This is a genomic window from Aquimarina penaris, assembly GCF_040786285.1.
Lineage (GTDB): Bacteria > Bacteroidota > Bacteroidia > Flavobacteriales > Flavobacteriaceae > Aquimarina.
Map to the genome: position 1 here is coordinate 185,407 of NZ_JBFMKQ010000004.1, position 15,862 is coordinate 201,268.

Sequence of the window (15,862 nt, forward strand, 5' to 3'; positions counted from 1 at the left end):
TAATTATATAATATAAATATGAAATCACTTAACGTAAAATCCTTTACTAATGCTCCTGAGCAAATACAGGTCAGTCGGCTGGTTGAAGCCTCTATCGATAATGTTTGGAAAGTAGTTGCCGATCATCAAGGTATGACTCAATGGATGCCCATGATCAAACATGTACATCTTGTGAAACCAGATGCCAAGGGCACCTGGGGAGAAGGCTGTGAACGACACTGCCAGTTTGGTAATGATCTGCTCCAGGAAAAAATTGTGCATTGGGATCCACCGTATGGGTACGCCTATAGTATTGCCGATATGCATATTGTAAAAAATCATGTCGGGCATATTGAGCTCATGGAAAAAATGGATGGAACCCTGATAACATGGACTCAATATTTTGAACCTCAAGGCAATTTCGTAAAGAAATGGATGGCTAAAAATATAATGTTGCCACAGGTAATGAAAAAAGCCCTTAAAAATCTAGAAAAGAAAACCGCTGCATAAACTTTAAATCATAAATGATGAAATCAATTCTTAAAATTTTAGTGATTACCTTGATCACTGTTGGAATACAATCCTGTAAATCGGTTGATCTTCGAACCGAGGTAGTACTTAATAACCCAAATAGTGATGAACAAAAAGGAAAACAACTTCTTGAAAAAGCTGTGAAAGCTATGGGATATGATAAATTAACAGATGCCCAAGTATATGAAGTAACTGCACAATTTAACTGGAAAGGAATTTGGCTTACCATGCCCATGAATGCCTTACCTGGGAATAATAAAAAGGATATTAAATTCCGTTTTGTTACGAATTCTTTTGATGGACAAGTAGAGTATTTAGAAGGCCGCAAGAAAGGAACGATTCAAGGATTACAGTCCTGGGAAGGGTATAAAACCGAGGTAAAAAGTGATTACCTGAAACAACATGAGCATGATCGTTATATCTGGGGATTGGCGACCTATCACTATTTATTAGAAGCTCCTTACAGAATTCTCAACGAATGCGATGTGATGAGGTATGCAGGTGAAACTAAATTTCAAGGAAAAGCGTTTGATCTGGTATATGCCACCTGGGGAACTGAAGCACCCAATAAAAAGTATGATCGATGGCTTATTTATATCAACAAAGAAACTGGATTTATTGATATGCTCCAAGTAACGATCAATGATTTCTTTTTACCCATGCCAAAGGGAATGCAACATGCCACGGTACATATAGAAAGAGAAAAAACGAGTATAGGAACTCATATGCCTAACAATGTGATCATTCAGTTAAAATCGCCCAAAAAAAAGGAAAGCAAAGTATATTCTTTTGCGCTTCGGGATTATAGATTTGACACTTTTTCAAAGGAAACACTATATCCCATTGATGATTTGAAATTCTATGGCAACTCAAAACCCGAAGCAGAATAAATATTGTAGACCAATGAAAGAAAACAAGAAAAAATGGGTGATGTCTTTGTTTAAAGAAGATATCGAAGATATGCCACCTACACCTAAAAAGAATAAAAACAACCTAAAAAAGGATTATTTCTTAAAACTTTTTAGGCAATAATACTCAAGACTCCTCTGCAGGAGTCTTTTTTGTTACAAAATTACCATTATTTGAGCTTATTCTCCAGATGATTTGTGCGCTGTAAATCGATCTTTGAACAAAAATACTTCTAAGATGAAAACAGCAAAATTAATTACAGTAAGTATGCTTCTTTTAATCTCTACAACGTATATAAAAGCACAAGATATGGATAGAAAAAAATCGAACATTCAAGCAACTTATAAAATTGAGATAAATGCTCCTATAGATAAAGTTTGGGAAGTACTTGCAGTGGATTATGCCGGTATTGGTAAATGGGCCTCGGGAGTAAATCATGTTGTAGAATCCAGTGGAGAAGGGATTACCGCCAAACGATTTTGTTCAATAAGCGCATCAGGATTTAATGATACCCGAGAACGTGTGATCAAGTTTGAGCCAGAGAACCATTATTTTGAGTATGAACTGTATGAGGGATTACCGGGTTTTGTAAAATATTCAATTAATAAAGATAAGCTTGTAGCAAAGGGAAACAAGACCATTTGGATATCTACAAATGATATGCGAGTTGGAGGATTTATGGGGCTCACCATGAAATGGATGATGCGAAAACAACTTACCAAAGTTCTTGAGAACAAAGCGCAAGAGCTTAAGTACTTTGTTGAAACAGGAAAACCACACTCCAGAAAGGTGAATATTATGAAAAATAAAGCTATTAAGGATACAAAGATGAGAGAAAAGGTCATGTCTGTTGTCGTAGAGCGGGATATTGATGCACCAATAGATAGAGTATGGGAAGTATATGGGAAAGGTTTTGCCGATATTTCTAAAAGTCATCCAGATTGTCCACACTCAGAATGGTCACCTGGTCATGATACTGCTCAAGAAGGAGCAATGCGTGTGATGTATATGACCGATAGTCGTAAGAAGAAATATTTTGTGGATAAGATTGCAAAATATAATCCCGAAAAATACCATATCACCATTGAGATTGTAGATAAAAAAGGTTATGCCAATATGAATAAAGAATATACTTGGGTGAATATGGATGCAGAAGAAATAACCGAAAAGAAGACTCGATTAAAAATTCGTTTTAATTATCTTACTAAACCTAAGTTTTTTAAGGGTTTGGCTAAAGGACCTTTACGAAAAGCTTTTGAACGTTATGCTTATGGGATTGATTATTATGCCAAAACGGGAGAGCCTGTAACCAAGAAAAAATGGAAAGAGATTAAGCATTTGTATCGATAAAATATGATATTGAAACAACGACATATGGAACTTGGAGGCAAGGCGGTAATTAGTCACTTTACCTTTCGTCCTCCTTTGGTCGCTGCAGCTGATATGACCAATGAAGCCTGTTTTATATTTCCTATTCAGACTCAAGGGAACTTGTATAGAGTAGACGGGAAAACACAGGTTGGAAAAAATCAGGCGGTATTAATGAAATGCGGTACTTATGTTAACAAATGGCATGGTATAACCCAAGATCAAGTAGCCGAAGTAGTAATTCTTAGGTTATTTCCTGAGATCATTCAGTCTGCTATTAACGCAGATATTGGGAGTAAGATACAGGAGCGTTTGAATAAAGAAAGAACAACGGCAGTGATACAGCTTGATGTGCTGCTAAAGAAGTTTTTAGAGGGGCTTTTCTTTTATTTTGATAACCCTACTTTGGTAACTGATGAATTGGTAATGCTGAAGATCAAAGAACTTACCTTGTTACTGCTTAATGCAAAGGACTCTGACCCAATAATTGAGCTATTGAACAACTTATTTAACAAAGAGTTGTATACTTTAAAAGAAATAGTAGATGCCAATCTATTCGAAAACTTAACATTGGTAGAATTGGCTTCCCTTGCCAAAATGAGTATTTCAACCTTCAAAAGAAAATTCAAGGAACTGATAGGTGACACTCCAGGAAGGTATATCAAGAACAAACGCATGCAACAAGCAACTTACTTGTTAGCCAATACCTCAAAAAGAGTTTCGACAATTGCCTATGAATGTGGATATAGTGATCCTGGATATTTTGCTAAGACTTTCAGGAAAGAGTACGAGCTGTCACCCAAAGATTATAGAAATATCAGAGCATAAGAGTGTTATATTTAAGCTAAAAGATCAATTATTTGAAGACCATAATTAATGACCCAAATAAAATAATGTTCAACTTCCACAAAGAAGCAATGCCAGTTTATCAATCATTTAACCATCATACTTAAAAAGATAAAGTGGTAACTGGCATTGCATTTTAAAAAGATAAGTTTCAGGGATTAGCGTCTTAATTGTAAAAAGGAACCTCTACAATGGTATCATCCCATCCTAAGAACATATGATATCCTTGGTCTGCGGCTTCAAAAACAATACTAAACACTTCTATGGCGTTCTTACTTTTTTTAACAGGCACTTTTATACGAGCTACATCTTTACTTTCTTCATATGAAAATGCTCCCCAACTATTCAAATCTGAATTAAGGATAACAGTCCATTCCTTTTCTCCAGGGATAGTAAATAGAGAGTATGTACCTGCTTTTATGGTATTACTTCCAAATTTGTAATCTTGGAATAGTTCAATTTCAGTAGATTCATCGGCTCCGGTGCGCCATACCTTTCCATATTTCTCTAAGCTACCAAAGATGACCCTTCCATTTTTTTGTGGACGGCTATAGATTACTTTGATAGTGGGTTTATCTTTCCATCCTTTTTTGGCATATGCAATATCAGTAGGACTTTTTTGAAGTCCTGTAAACTTTTGAGCTATTACAGGTGGCGCTGTTAAAAATGCCACTACGATAAGTGAAAGTATTACTAATTTTTTCATGGTAAGATCGTGTTTAAATTATTTAATTAGATTCTGTTTTTTTCCTTTTTATATTTTGCAAGAGTTGCTTTCTTTCTAGGGTGTGTATCACCAGTTTCGGCATATACTTTTAATTCTTCAAGAGCTTCTGTTAAAATTTTATTCATATTCTTTTTCATCATTCCTTTCATTAATAAACCCATAACTCCTTTTGTTACCATCTCTACCTCCATTGCTATTTCTGTACCTTTATTCTTTACTTCGTGTGTCCAGGTATTAGTAGCTCTTATAACCATTTTAGGCATACCCTTTACTATTTGATACTTAAAGCGGTAATTTTCAGGGTCAAATTCAATGAGTTGTTCACTAGTTTTACTAAAGCCTTTATAACTAGGTTGACAGACTCTTTCATTGCAAGGTGCCCCATTAATACCTTTTCCTTTTCCTTCGGAAGCATTAACACCTGAGATCCATTTATGCACATTGCCAAAATCTAGTGCAGTTATCCTCCATAGTTCTTTCCTAGGGATATTAATTTGAATCGATTTTTTTAATGAAATTTGTTGCATAGTTGTTTTTTTATAGAGTTAGTTGCTTGGAGGTCCAGGAAGAGATACATCTACTGGATAAGCTTCTGGATTGCCTTTTAAAAGTACTTCACCACCCAAATTTGCTATGCCAAAATCTACTCCGGCATTCATTTGTATTGTAAAAAATTTCTCGAATCCAATTTCTCCTCCGGGGAAAGGTTTTGCATTATCAAAATCAAAATAGCTATTCATTATATGTAGGGTTTTTCCACCTGAATCTTTTTTGAAGAAGTGAACTACTTCGAAGTTTTTTACTGGAAATGGCACCGTTGTTTTTTCCGTGTCTACCTCAATAATTATAAAATTAGGATAATTTACTGCTACTATTCTTTGAACTAGCACTACGGGTTGTTTGAACGTACAAGTCATTACAGAACCCACACCAAATTCACCCCGTTTGTCAGACTTACTATGGTCCCATATCCGTGTTTCAAACCCAGGAGAGAGTGCTCCATCAAAGACCAAAGCGTTAAATATATTTTTTGGTTTTGTGTTGTAAATGGTTAGGTTAGAAGTTCTGATTTCCTCTTCAGAATGAATTCCTACCGTATTACTTGATGATTGACCAAAACCAAGACGTATTTGCAATAATAGAGCTAAGCACAATAAAGTTTTAAATATATTTTTCATTTTGTTAGAATTAATTGCTTGTAAAAGCCTTGATTGAGTTTTATTTTTTTGCTTGCTCTGCTTTATACTTTTTATTAGCAGCTATTTTTCTGGGATGCGGTTTACCAGTTTCTGCAAATACTTTTAGTTCTTCTAAAGCTTCTCCAAGTCTGGTGCTTACCGCTTCTTCCATTGTTTCTTTCATAATTATTCCCATTAAGCCTTGGAGTTCCATATTTACTACCATCGTCATTTGCGTTCCATTACCTTTGGTCTTGTGTATCCATTCGTTTGTTCCAGACTTCAACATATCTGGCATTCCTTCCGTACCAGTATATTTAAACCTATAATTATCGGCATCATACTCCACAAATTGTTCAACAATCTTGTCAATACCCGCTACCGCCACATAACAGGCCCTTTCGCCAACAACAGACCCATTGAGCCCATTTCCTCTTCCTTCAGAAACATTTACTCCTGCATCCCATTTTGAGTTGCCCCCAAAGTCTAAAGCTGTGATTTTCCAGAGTTCTTCTTTTGGCACTTCGATATAGATGGTTTTACTTAGTTGGACTTTACTCACTTTTCCAGATGTAAAAAGAAAAGCCAATAAGACTATTCCTATTAGTCCACCAAAGACAAGTCCTATTCTTTTTAAAATTAGCTTCATTGATACTTTTAATATTTGTTTATACTGTTTAGACAACACTAAGAAGCAAGTGTGAAAACTTTGAATAAAAAAAGCGAGACATTAACTGCCTCGCTTTTTGTTTTGGATCTAATTACTATTAATTAAGGTTCAATTTTGATTTCCAATTAGAATTCTCAATGACTTTGGTTATAAAGGATTTACGATCAAAATCTTCTTTGAAGGTTAAATTTTGATACAATTCGGCATATCGTTTGTCCATTTCATCAATCATAAAATCGGCATCTTCTTTTATGAAGTTTTGAAATCGCACATATTCTTTCTTGTTGAAAAGCAAATCTTTAGCATTTATTACTTCCATATCTACTGCAACCTTTACTTTTTTATGACACCGACAGGGGTTGGATTTGTTCACTAATCCACATTTATTTTGCATAAAGGTGTAAAGGTCTTTGCGAGCCTTACTTAGTTTAGCTCGAAAATTATCCTTGCTAATTTGCATAATTTCTGAACCTATAATATGATCACCACCCATCATTTCACCAATAATAAAGATAAGCCGTTGTTCACGTGTAAGACATAGGAGCATTCCCGAAATACAACTATAATTCATTTCCTTCACCAATTCTCGAGATTCCTTTTGCTCTACCTCACTCATATCATGATTTGGTATAGAATCCAGAGCGTAGGCCATATCATCAAAGCCGGTTAGTCTTTCTTCACAATGTTTCTTTTTTTCATTGAGGAAGTGATTTACCACTATGCGGTATGCCCAAGTTCTAAAGGTGCTATTGAATTTAAACTTACTTAGATGCGTAACAATTTTAAGCATTGCCTCCTGGGTCAAATCTGCAGCGTCATTGGGGTCTTGAACCATTTTCCATGCAACATTATAAATATATGGTTGATGTTTACGCAGTAATTCATCCAATGCGTTGCCATCACCTTTTAAGGAATTTTTGATTAGCTCTTCGTCGCTACTATCCGATACGTATGATTTTGAGAATGGATTCATATGGTTGTTTATCTATTTGGACAACAAAGATTAGTAGGTGTGAAAGATTAATTTATAAAAATTTATATTACAAATAACGTTCTTTTATCACTTCAAAATGATGTTTTTGATGCCCCGAGATACACATACCAATCATACGTACAGAAGTTTTAAAACCATCAAGAGTACCAAGGACGATCAATTCTTGTTGACTGAAATTTTCAAATAGTTCCTGGGTTTTGGTTCTCACATTACGAAATTCTTCTAGCAATTCTATTTTTGTTTTGTCTTTGGCAGGAGCTACTGTAGTAGATTGATTGTAATAAATCGTGTGTTTTTGCTCAATATTGCGGCCTGCCACAATCTGGGCACGTTCACTCATAATTTGTTCATAAGAAATGATGTGCTGTATTACTTCACGAATCGTCCATTTACCAGAACCGTATCTGTACCCAAATTTATCTTTTGGTATGTTTTTAATAAAGGATATCATCTCTTGTGTTGTGTTTTCAAAAACTTCGGTGAGTGTCTCTCCTTTATACGATTTATTTGAATAATAAGAAATGGCTTGGCTGTACTCATTGTCAGGTATGGTGTTCAAGTATATTTGATTTTTCATTTCAGATGTTTTTTTTGGTGTTTGTCCCTGGCAGAAGGCCAAAGTAAGACAAATGCACACTAATGTGATAGTTTTCATTGGTGTTGTTTTAAGAGAAAACCTAACATTACTTCTAACTGCCCGTTCCAATTTTTAAAATCATGTCCTCCCTTTGTTTCAAGAGTTTTGATAGTATACTTTTTAGAAGTATATATGGCTTTCAAATCTTTAAAATAACTTTCGGCATCATTAATACCTGTAGAAAGAAAAATGTTGAGGTTTTTATTTTTAGAAAAGGTAATATCTTTCATTAACTCCTCTTTTTTGGGATAGATAACCGGAGAAAGCAATCCAAAGTTCTTAAAAGCAGCAGACTTTGCAGAAAAATAAGCTCCATTCAGCCCGCCAAAGGAAATCCCTATCAACGATCGATCTTCGGGATTAAAAGTTTGACCCATGGATTTTTCGATAGTTGGAAGCAGCTCCTCTTCAAAAAAGGCCAAATATTTTGGGTTATTAAAAAAGTAATTATTGCGATTGTCTTTCCCTGTTTTTGGATCAATAGTACTTACAAACACATAAAATGCTTTTGGGATTTTTTCTTCCTTAGACAGCTTTTTAATAATGTTTAAGCTTCCATTCTTTATAAACTTTTTACCATCTGTAACATATACAATAGGCTTGTTTTTATTCCTAGAATCGGTGTCATAAGAGATGACAGTTATGTTTTTTGATAATCGTTTACTGGTAATCACTGTAGATTGCTCCTGCGATAGAGAAGTAAAACAAATAAAAAATGGACATAATAGCACAAAAAAGCATTTCATTGTAGTATAGTTTTGATTAAAGATGCTTGAAAATATACTTTTCAAGCATCTCTCTAAATGTACTAAGTAACACGTTATTTCGACGCTGCAACAGCAATATTGCTAATCATCTCACCTGCTGATTGGTTCAAGAATCCTAAAAACTGCTCTTCAGTCATCTGGGGGTTTTTCATAAACTGCTCGTAGCTACTGGTCCAAACAATCATAGATTTTTTGTACCCCAGATCGACTACTTTGAAATTGTTGACCATTCCTTTTACCGGAACACCTTCCAGAAGTGCATAGGTATACGTTCTACCAAGATCATCAAATCCTACTATACTTTCTTTAAAATACCCTTTTCCGTCGGGAGTTGTACAAACACGCTGTCCACCAATCCCATGATTCCCTGTCCATTTTACATTGGCAACAGCAGACGAATATTTGTCAATATCATCCATTTGTCTTAGTTTCCCCCATACGTTATCGGCAGAAGTTTCTACTACTCTGGTCAACGTTACCTTGGCATTTGCTTTTTGTGCATTGATTTGTGTAAAACCAAACATGGCCACAGCCGCAAAGCTTATTAATTTTACTAATTTCATGATCTATGTTTTTAAAAGTTACTAATTACTCTTTTAGATTCAGAAATAAGTAAGGTGTGACAACCAAATAATATTTTTCAATGTTAAACATTAGTATTCTGCTCCCATGTACACCAAACTGTTTTTAAAGTGATGTTTAGGCATTTCAGGAGAAATCATACAACAGGTAGAACCCAAATAAAATAGCGCAATTTCATCTAGCATCGAAACTTTAGCATCGAGTTTTATATTTTTTGGTAGTTCAATTGTACCCACTGCTGGACCGCCAACAATAGATAAGTGCCATATCCTATCGTTATTGTCTTTGATGTCAATATTAATTCGCTCATTCCTAAATGCAGGGATAGAAGGGTTATTTTTATAAAACCATGGACGTAAAATGACTAAGTCTCCCTGAATATATTGCACCCGAGTAATCACTCCGTCAACTGGGGCGTGTATTCTGTGGTAATTCTTATTGTGCAAGAACACATTAGTAAAAACATGATCCTTATTAATTACCTGCTCGTCTATTCCGAAGATTTGATGAACCGATCTTATATCTCCTTTTACATTTGTTTTCCGGATCTTATGTACATGATCGATATCGCATAACACCCCCTCGCAGGGCCAAATGTGTTTAGAACTTACCGTAGGAAGTTCTTTGAATTTTCGTATAAAAAAATCTTGAAACGTATGGTATTCGGTTTTACCAAACGGAGGTGTAAATTGATCTAGATAATTATCCTCGTCGTAGTGAAATTTGCAATATGGATTAATTAGATGTCTAGATATTTTAAGGTTGAAAATTGTAGCATATACTTTTGAGATGAAGCGTTGAAATTGACTTGGTAAACTACCCCATATTTTTAGAGAAAAGAACTCGTATAATGAAACGTGTTTAATTTTTGGGGGATCTGAAACATCAATTTGATAATCAAATTGTGAAGAAATTTGAATCTGTTTGGACATGATTTTTTGATTAATGAATGAAATAAATTTCAATGTATGGACTTTTCTATACTAAGTCAATAGGGTATTCCCCAAAATCTTCTTAAATAAGCTAAAATATGTTAAAATTAAGCGACTGTTTGTATTTCAGTTTCTTATGATATGAAATAGAGAAGAATAAGATAAAATGACTAAAAAAGATTAAGAAAATTAGGTAAGCTGAAATATAATTTTGGCCTATTGTTTTAAAATTTATCATGTCGAAGATTGACAAGGATTCCCCAAAACTTCGACATGTTTAGTGTATGATTTAACTTATATTTTGAAACGGATTATATTTTCAAATCTTCTGGTTTAAATCCGTTATTAAATTTGACATCGGTAGAAATTTCAGATAATGAAGGTTCTTCAGGAAATTGGCCTTTATCATCAGGGATATAAGCGTATCGATGTGTAGGTACTTGTATACCATCAATCTCGGTGTACTTTACTTTCATTAATAGCACAGTTTCATTAATCCCCCAGGCAGGTAGAGAGAAATAGAACTGATCGATAAGTTTGGTTTCTGGATTAACAAATAAAATATAGGCATCATTGGCTTCTTTACCTGTTTTTTGAGGATCGTAAGTAACGGTAACTTTATCATAAGCTTTTCCACCTACAGTTTCTTGTCCTACATATTCATACGTGGTTCCCGGATCACCGATTTTAAAGTTCATCGTAAACCAATAATAATTTACTTGTCTTAAGAAATCTGCACTGCCAATTACTTTTTCATCTGTAACTTCTTTACCATCCATGCTTACCGAAGCTTTACCTTTTGCATAGTTTTGGATAATTGGTTGATCACCTTCTGGTAGAACATTAACCTGATGGGTGGTATATTTACCCCAGGAATATTCTCCATCAAAAATATAACGTTCTACAGATACATCTTTTTTACCGTCAGCTTGTTCATACGTATAGGTGTATTCTACATCTTTGAGATTCCAGAGATTGTTCCACTTTCCAGATGCATCTGCTACAGCCTGGATAATGGTCTCAGGTTTATTTATATCATAAGTAATTTCTTTCTCTTGAGAAGGAGGTGCTGTTTCTTCTGTTTTTTCGGTTTCAGTCTCCGTATCGCTTTCTTTTTTCTGATTACAGCTTATCAATACTAAATATAAACTTAGTACTGTTGTTTTGATAATTTGAGTGATTTTCATGATGTTGGTGTTTAAGAGGTTATATTGTTTTATTAATATTCTTTTTTATTACAGGAAATTGTAAAAAAGACCTTATTAAAGGTATCAAAATCAATGCAATAATTAAAGTTCTTAACATAAGAATAATGAGGCCTAATTTCGTTTCCAAATTCAAAAATCAATAAGCAATATTATATGTCTAAAAATAAGTACCTTTAAACTTGTCACACATTCAAAAATATCGCATCTAAGTAAAAAAAGGTGTATCATGGAAAACCCATTTTTAAAACAATATAAAGGCGATATTACGGACCTGCAACTAGTGAATGAAGTTAAATCGGGCAATAAAAAGTCATTAGAAACATTAATTTTAAAACATCAACCATACATATATAATATTGCATGGAAGATGGTGCGAAATCCAACCGATGCCGAAGATCTCACACAAGAAGTAAATATCAAGATCATTACCAAACTTTCTCAATTTGAAGGAAAAAGTTCTTTCAGGACTTGGTTATATAGAATCGTTGCAAATCATTTTTTAATGACCAAACGTAAGACTTCGGGTACTGTTCTTAGTAGTTTTGATGCTATGGAGCAGGCCTTGGATAATACTCCAGAGGTACCGCTTACAGAATTAGAACAGAAAGAAAACAAACAAGTAATACGGGAAATGAACTATATGTGTATGAGTGGGATGCTATTGTGCTTAACCAAAGAACAACGATTGACATTTATTCTTGGAGAGATGTTTAACGCAGATCATACGATCGGTTCTGAAATTTTAGGAATATCTAAGGATAATTTTAGAAAAAGATTATCTCGTGCAAGGGCAGATATATTTAACTTTATGAATGATAAGTGTGGTTTGGTGAATAAGAGTAATCCATGCCGTTGTCACAAAAAAGTAACCTATGCTATCAAAGGTAAGGCTATAGATAGTAAAAACCTGCTTTTTAACCGTTTAGAGTATTCAAAGTTTAGAAATATATTGAGGCCCAAAGCAGATAAAATGCTGGATTACGTTGACGAAAAATACAGCGAACTCTACCAAGAACTTCCTTATAGAAAGAATTTTGATAAAAAAACCTTTTTGGAGGATATTGTTAATGACGAGCATATCAAAAATCTAATGAATCTTAATTGAAAGTATTATATTAGATAGATTCTCAAAACAAGAGGAAATAGATGATACTTGTATACAATAAAATATTCCTTCTGGACAAAGTGGTTTTCGGACAGGTAATAGCTAAACCTACAACTAGAACTGCTGCTACCACGCTAGAGGAGGCATATCTATTACATGTTAAAGAAGGAGAATGTTGGGTGTTTTCTGAAAGTGATAAGCTATTTATTGGTAAAGGCGAATCTGTTGTGCTTCAGGGAATGTATGTGGGGAATATGATACCCGATATGAAAACGGGAATGTTTGAAGCATTATCGGTTCGGTTTCATCCAGAAATACTTAAATATGTTTCTCAAAATGATCTATCCTTATTTTCCTGGAACAAGAATCAAAAGATGCTTCAAACCACTGCAAAACTGGAGGGATCATTTCTTATTGATAGTTATTTTGAACAGATACAATATTATTTTAAGAATAGACATTTGATAACCGAAGAAATACTAGGTTTGAAAATTAAAGAAATGGTATTACTCTTGCTGCAAACAAAACAAGCGGACAAGGTAAAACAGATTTTACAGCAACTTTTTGACCCAGGAACTAAAAGTTTTAGAGAAGTAATTGAAACACATATATATTCTGACCTTACTTTAAGAGAGTTATCTCACCTTACCAATTTGAGTCTGTCTTCTTTCAAACGACATTTTGAAAAAGAATACCACACCACACCAGCCTCTCATTTATGGAAGAAGAGACTTAATAAAGCGAAACATTTGCTAGAAAACTCTAATGACTCGATTTCGGAAATTGCATTTAAGTGTGGTTTTAAAACTACAAGCCATTTTTCCAAAAAGTTTAAGAAAAGCTTTGGGGAGACACCTACCTCTTTCAAATTGAACCTCACAGAACACAAATTGAACACTACAGAATAAGCTTTATTAAGGCTGTATTTTAATTTTACACATGTTGATTTTGATAAAAAATCGAAGTGTATAAACTAAAACAGTATGAACAATTATTTAAAAATGATGTTACAATGTTTTTTCATTGCAACACTATGTATTTCTTGTATGACAACAAAAGCACAAACAGCAGATGAGCCAAAACTAGCTTTGATTTTAAAATTTTACCCTACTGCAGGTAAAAAAGAAGCCTTCAAAAAGGAGTTGCATACCCTTTTGAATAAATTAGCAAAACAGTCTAATTTTGTCTCCGTAGCATTTCACGAAGATGTAGATGATCCTAATATTATTATACTCTATGAGGTTTGGAAAGAAGAAAATCCAGGAGTCTTTATGCAAAAAACGAATGCGAATCCCGATTTTCAAGCTTATCAAAAAAACATAAATGGGATGCTTTCTAAACCTCCTGAGGTGCAGTTTTTAAAACCTTATAATTCTTTGTGAATTGATTATTGACATTATATAAAGCCCGAACAGATAGTTCGGGTTTTTTTATACCAAGTCGTCACAGTTCTTTCTTTCCTACATCTAAGTTGTAAACATAAAGTATAGTATTATGAAAATTCAACAAACCATTAGTGTAGAAGCACCTGACCAGAAGATATGGGAAGTGCTTTGGGATCAATATGATCGAGCCTGTGATTGGGCCAGTACCGTAAACCATTCTGAAAAAAGGAAGGTGCCCGATTCTGAATATAATGGGCGTAGCTGCCATTCGACCTGGGGAGAAATTAGTGAAATAGTGGATAATGTAGATGAGAAAAATATGACCTACACTTATCATGCAGATGGACTCCCATCAATGATGAGAAAAGCGAAAAATACCTGGAAAGTTTACCCTAAAAGTGTGAATACCTCAGAAGTTTCCATTGATTTGGAGATAGAGCTAGCCCCGGTTCCAAAAGCACTAATGAGCTGGATGATAGTACCAAAGATGAAAAAAGATATCATTCAAACATTGGTTGATCTCAGATATTTTGTTGAAACGGGTAAACAAACTGTTGCCAAGATCAAATCTGATATAAGATACTTTAAAAAACATCCAGCCAAAGCTTTCTAAAACTCTAAAATGTATAAATAATGAAGTCAATTCAAATTAAACTATTGTTACTGGTAATAATGAGTACTATATCGTGCAATACACAAACAAAAGAACCGAAAATTGTTGAAAAAGAAGTAATCAAAGAAATCTATAAACCCATGGATATACAAGTTTTAAAATCTCAATATGATCTGCATGCAGGTTTGTTTTCAAAAAATCTAGACGGCATAACCGATACCGAAGCAAATAAACGAATTAATAATGCAAATAGTTTGGCTTGGATAGCAGGACATACGCTCGACATTCAATATAACCTTTCTATGTTATTAGGGTTGGAGACTCAAAATCCATATGCAGAACAATTTGCATTTGGAAGCAAATTTGACCCTAAGGCTAAGTATCCATCATTATCAAAAATGAAATCAGACTGGGATGCTTTATCTCCCAAAATTTCTGAAGCACTTGGTAAATTGACTCAAGAACAGTTGGAGGCAAAGGCCCCATTTCCAATCCCTTTTCCCGAGCAAACCATGAGAGGTTTGTATGCTTTCCAAATGCATCATCTGGGATATGAATTCGGGCAAATTGGGTTATACCGAAAGTTCTTAGGAAAATCATCATTTAGTTATCAATAAAAACAAAGTGTGACACTAAGCTTGTCGAAGTGCACATTTTAGAAAAGAAATATCAAATAATAAATAACGGAATTATGAAAACAACAATAAAAATGTTGGTTGCAGGTATTGTATTGGCAATATTTAGCACCTCAGGATTCTCTCAGAGCATGTCAAAAAAGTACAGAACACTAAAAGTAGAGACCAAAATTAATGCGCCCGCAGAAAAAGTATGGGAAGCCATGGTTTTAGATTATGGAGAAATAGCCAATTTCTCACCTTATATCTATGCCTCAAATTATATAAGCGGTTCAATAAAAGGAGAAAAGGGAGCACAACGCAAATGTAGTTTTAATGAAAAGGGATCTCGTTGGACTCATGAGCGTATTGTGGATATTGATAATTCAGCCATGGTGATGCGTAATATTGTAATAGATGCAGAAAAATTTCCTTTAGATATGGATAACTCTCAGGCTTTCTATCGTGTAAAAGATAATGGAGATGGAACTTCTACAGCGTCTTATGAATTTCAGTTCAGGACCAAACCAGCTTTTATGGGGGCAATTGCAAAAGGCAGTTTTCGTAAAACTCTAGCCGGTACTTTAGTAGGTCTAAAACATTATGTAGAAACCGGTGAAAAGGTAAATGCTGAAAATGGGAAATACAAAGAAGTTAAAAAGAAATACCCGAAAGCAACCGTAGTAAAAACCAGATAGTATACCAAAAATCTAAAGATTTAATTAAAAAATGACTCGCATGTATTTGCGAGTTTTTTTTGTTTGAGTGACGACAATGATAATGATTACCAATTATATCCTTTCCCTTTTTTTTGAAC

21 protein-coding genes are annotated in these 15,862 nt (G+C 34.3%); 11 read left to right on the top strand and 10 right to left on the bottom strand.

The window, feature by feature from the left end; all coding sequences use genetic code 11:
* Positions 1-18 precede the first annotated feature (18 nt).
* The 5 genes from ABW637_RS17775 (at position 19) to ABW637_RS17795 (ending at position 3,615) form a co-directional block, all read left to right on the top strand.
* A complete protein-coding gene (locus tag ABW637_RS17775) occupies positions 19-489 on the top strand; it encodes an SRPBCC family protein (protein ID WP_367586070.1) in 471 nt (156 codons plus the stop codon).
* A gap of 14 nt (positions 490-503) precedes the next feature.
* On the top strand, positions 504-1,400 hold the full coding sequence (locus ABW637_RS17780; RefSeq protein ID WP_367586071.1) for a hypothetical protein: 897 nt from the start codon (positions 504-506) through the stop codon (positions 1,398-1,400).
* Between the two features lie 13 nt (positions 1,401-1,413).
* On the top strand, positions 1,414-1,542 hold the full coding sequence (locus ABW637_RS17785) for a hypothetical protein (RefSeq protein ID WP_367586072.1): 129 nt from the start codon (positions 1,414-1,416) through the stop codon (positions 1,540-1,542).
* A gap of 114 nt (positions 1,543-1,656) precedes the next feature.
* Positions 1,657-2,769 carry an SRPBCC family protein gene (locus ABW637_RS17790; protein WP_367586073.1) on the top strand — a complete coding sequence of 371 codons (1,113 nt, stop codon included), beginning with the start codon at positions 1,657-1,659 and terminating at the stop codon, positions 2,767-2,769.
* 3 nt (positions 2,770-2,772) lie between these two features.
* On the top strand, positions 2,773-3,615 hold the full coding sequence (locus tag ABW637_RS17795; RefSeq protein ID WP_367586074.1) for a helix-turn-helix domain-containing protein: 843 nt from the start codon (positions 2,773-2,775) through the stop codon (positions 3,613-3,615).
* 184 nt (positions 3,616-3,799) lie between these two features.
* Here ABW637_RS17795 and ABW637_RS17800 read toward each other — a convergent pair whose 3' ends face one another.
* The 10 genes from ABW637_RS17800 to ABW637_RS17845 form a co-directional block, all read right to left on the bottom strand.
* Positions 3,800-4,339 (bottom strand): DUF2911 domain-containing protein, encoded by a 540-nt coding sequence (locus ABW637_RS17800; protein WP_367586075.1) that lies wholly within the window; start codon positions 4,337-4,339, stop codon positions 3,800-3,802.
* 26 nt (positions 4,340-4,365) lie between these two features.
* The gene (locus ABW637_RS17805; RefSeq protein ID WP_367586076.1) at positions 4,366-4,887 is read right to left on the bottom strand and encodes an SRPBCC family protein; all 522 of its coding nucleotides are present in this window, start codon (positions 4,885-4,887) and stop codon (positions 4,366-4,368) included.
* An 18-nt stretch (positions 4,888-4,905) separates the two neighbouring features.
* Entirely contained in the window at positions 4,906-5,538 is a 633-nt protein-coding gene (locus ABW637_RS17810) for a hypothetical protein (RefSeq protein ID WP_367586077.1), read from the bottom strand.
* Between the two features lie 40 nt (positions 5,539-5,578).
* The gene (locus tag ABW637_RS17815; RefSeq protein WP_367586078.1) at positions 5,579-6,187 is read right to left on the bottom strand and encodes an SRPBCC family protein; all 609 of its coding nucleotides are present in this window, start codon (positions 6,185-6,187) and stop codon (positions 5,579-5,581) included.
* Positions 6,188-6,305: 118 nt separating this feature from the next.
* Positions 6,306-7,181: an RNA polymerase sigma factor gene (locus ABW637_RS17820; protein ID WP_367586079.1), complete on the bottom strand. Its 876-nt coding sequence runs from the start codon at positions 7,179-7,181 to the stop codon at positions 6,306-6,308.
* Between the two features lie 67 nt (positions 7,182-7,248).
* Positions 7,249-7,779 (bottom strand): DinB family protein, encoded by a 531-nt coding sequence (locus ABW637_RS17825; protein WP_367586080.1) that lies wholly within the window; start codon positions 7,777-7,779, stop codon positions 7,249-7,251.
* A 74-nt stretch (positions 7,780-7,853) separates the two neighbouring features.
* The gene (locus tag ABW637_RS17830) at positions 7,854-8,585 is read right to left on the bottom strand and encodes an alpha/beta hydrolase (protein WP_367586081.1); all 732 of its coding nucleotides are present in this window, start codon (positions 8,583-8,585) and stop codon (positions 7,854-7,856) included.
* Between the two features lie 74 nt (positions 8,586-8,659).
* Complete coding sequence (locus ABW637_RS17835) at positions 8,660-9,169, bottom strand: SRPBCC family protein (RefSeq protein ID WP_367586082.1); 510 nt, start codon at positions 9,167-9,169, stop codon at positions 8,660-8,662.
* Positions 9,170-9,259: 90 nt separating this feature from the next.
* A complete protein-coding gene (locus tag ABW637_RS17840) occupies positions 9,260-10,120 on the bottom strand; it encodes a phosphatidylserine decarboxylase (RefSeq protein ID WP_367586083.1) in 861 nt (286 codons plus the stop codon).
* Positions 10,121-10,431: 311 nt separating this feature from the next.
* Positions 10,432-11,307 (bottom strand): DUF6503 family protein, encoded by an 876-nt coding sequence (locus ABW637_RS17845; protein WP_367586084.1) that lies wholly within the window; start codon positions 11,305-11,307, stop codon positions 10,432-10,434.
* A gap of 247 nt (positions 11,308-11,554) precedes the next feature.
* Here ABW637_RS17845 and ABW637_RS17850 point away from each other — a divergent pair, with 247 nt between their 5' ends.
* The 6 genes from ABW637_RS17850 to ABW637_RS17875 all read left to right on the top strand — a co-directional run bounded on the left by ABW637_RS17850 (position 11,555) and on the right by ABW637_RS17875 (position 15,743).
* Positions 11,555-12,433 carry an RNA polymerase sigma factor gene (locus ABW637_RS17850; protein WP_367586085.1) on the top strand — a complete coding sequence of 293 codons (879 nt, stop codon included), beginning with the start codon at positions 11,555-11,557 and terminating at the stop codon, positions 12,431-12,433.
* Between the two features lie 41 nt (positions 12,434-12,474).
* Positions 12,475-13,341, top strand: coding sequence for a helix-turn-helix domain-containing protein (locus tag ABW637_RS17855; RefSeq protein ID WP_367586086.1), 867 nt, complete (start codon positions 12,475-12,477; stop codon positions 13,339-13,341).
* A gap of 75 nt (positions 13,342-13,416) precedes the next feature.
* Positions 13,417-13,815, top strand: coding sequence for a putative quinol monooxygenase (locus tag ABW637_RS17860; protein ID WP_367586087.1), 399 nt, complete (start codon positions 13,417-13,419; stop codon positions 13,813-13,815).
* Positions 13,816-13,927: 112 nt separating this feature from the next.
* Positions 13,928-14,431 (top strand): SRPBCC family protein, encoded by a 504-nt coding sequence (locus tag ABW637_RS17865; protein WP_367586088.1) that lies wholly within the window; start codon positions 13,928-13,930, stop codon positions 14,429-14,431.
* Between the two features lie 20 nt (positions 14,432-14,451).
* Positions 14,452-15,048, top strand: a complete 597-nt coding sequence (locus tag ABW637_RS17870; protein ID WP_367586089.1) for a DinB family protein — start codon at positions 14,452-14,454, stop codon at positions 15,046-15,048.
* Positions 15,049-15,122: 74 nt separating this feature from the next.
* Positions 15,123-15,743: an SRPBCC family protein gene (locus ABW637_RS17875; protein WP_367586090.1), complete on the top strand. Its 621-nt coding sequence runs from the start codon at positions 15,123-15,125 to the stop codon at positions 15,741-15,743.
* The last annotated feature ends 119 nt before the right edge of the window (positions 15,744-15,862 follow it).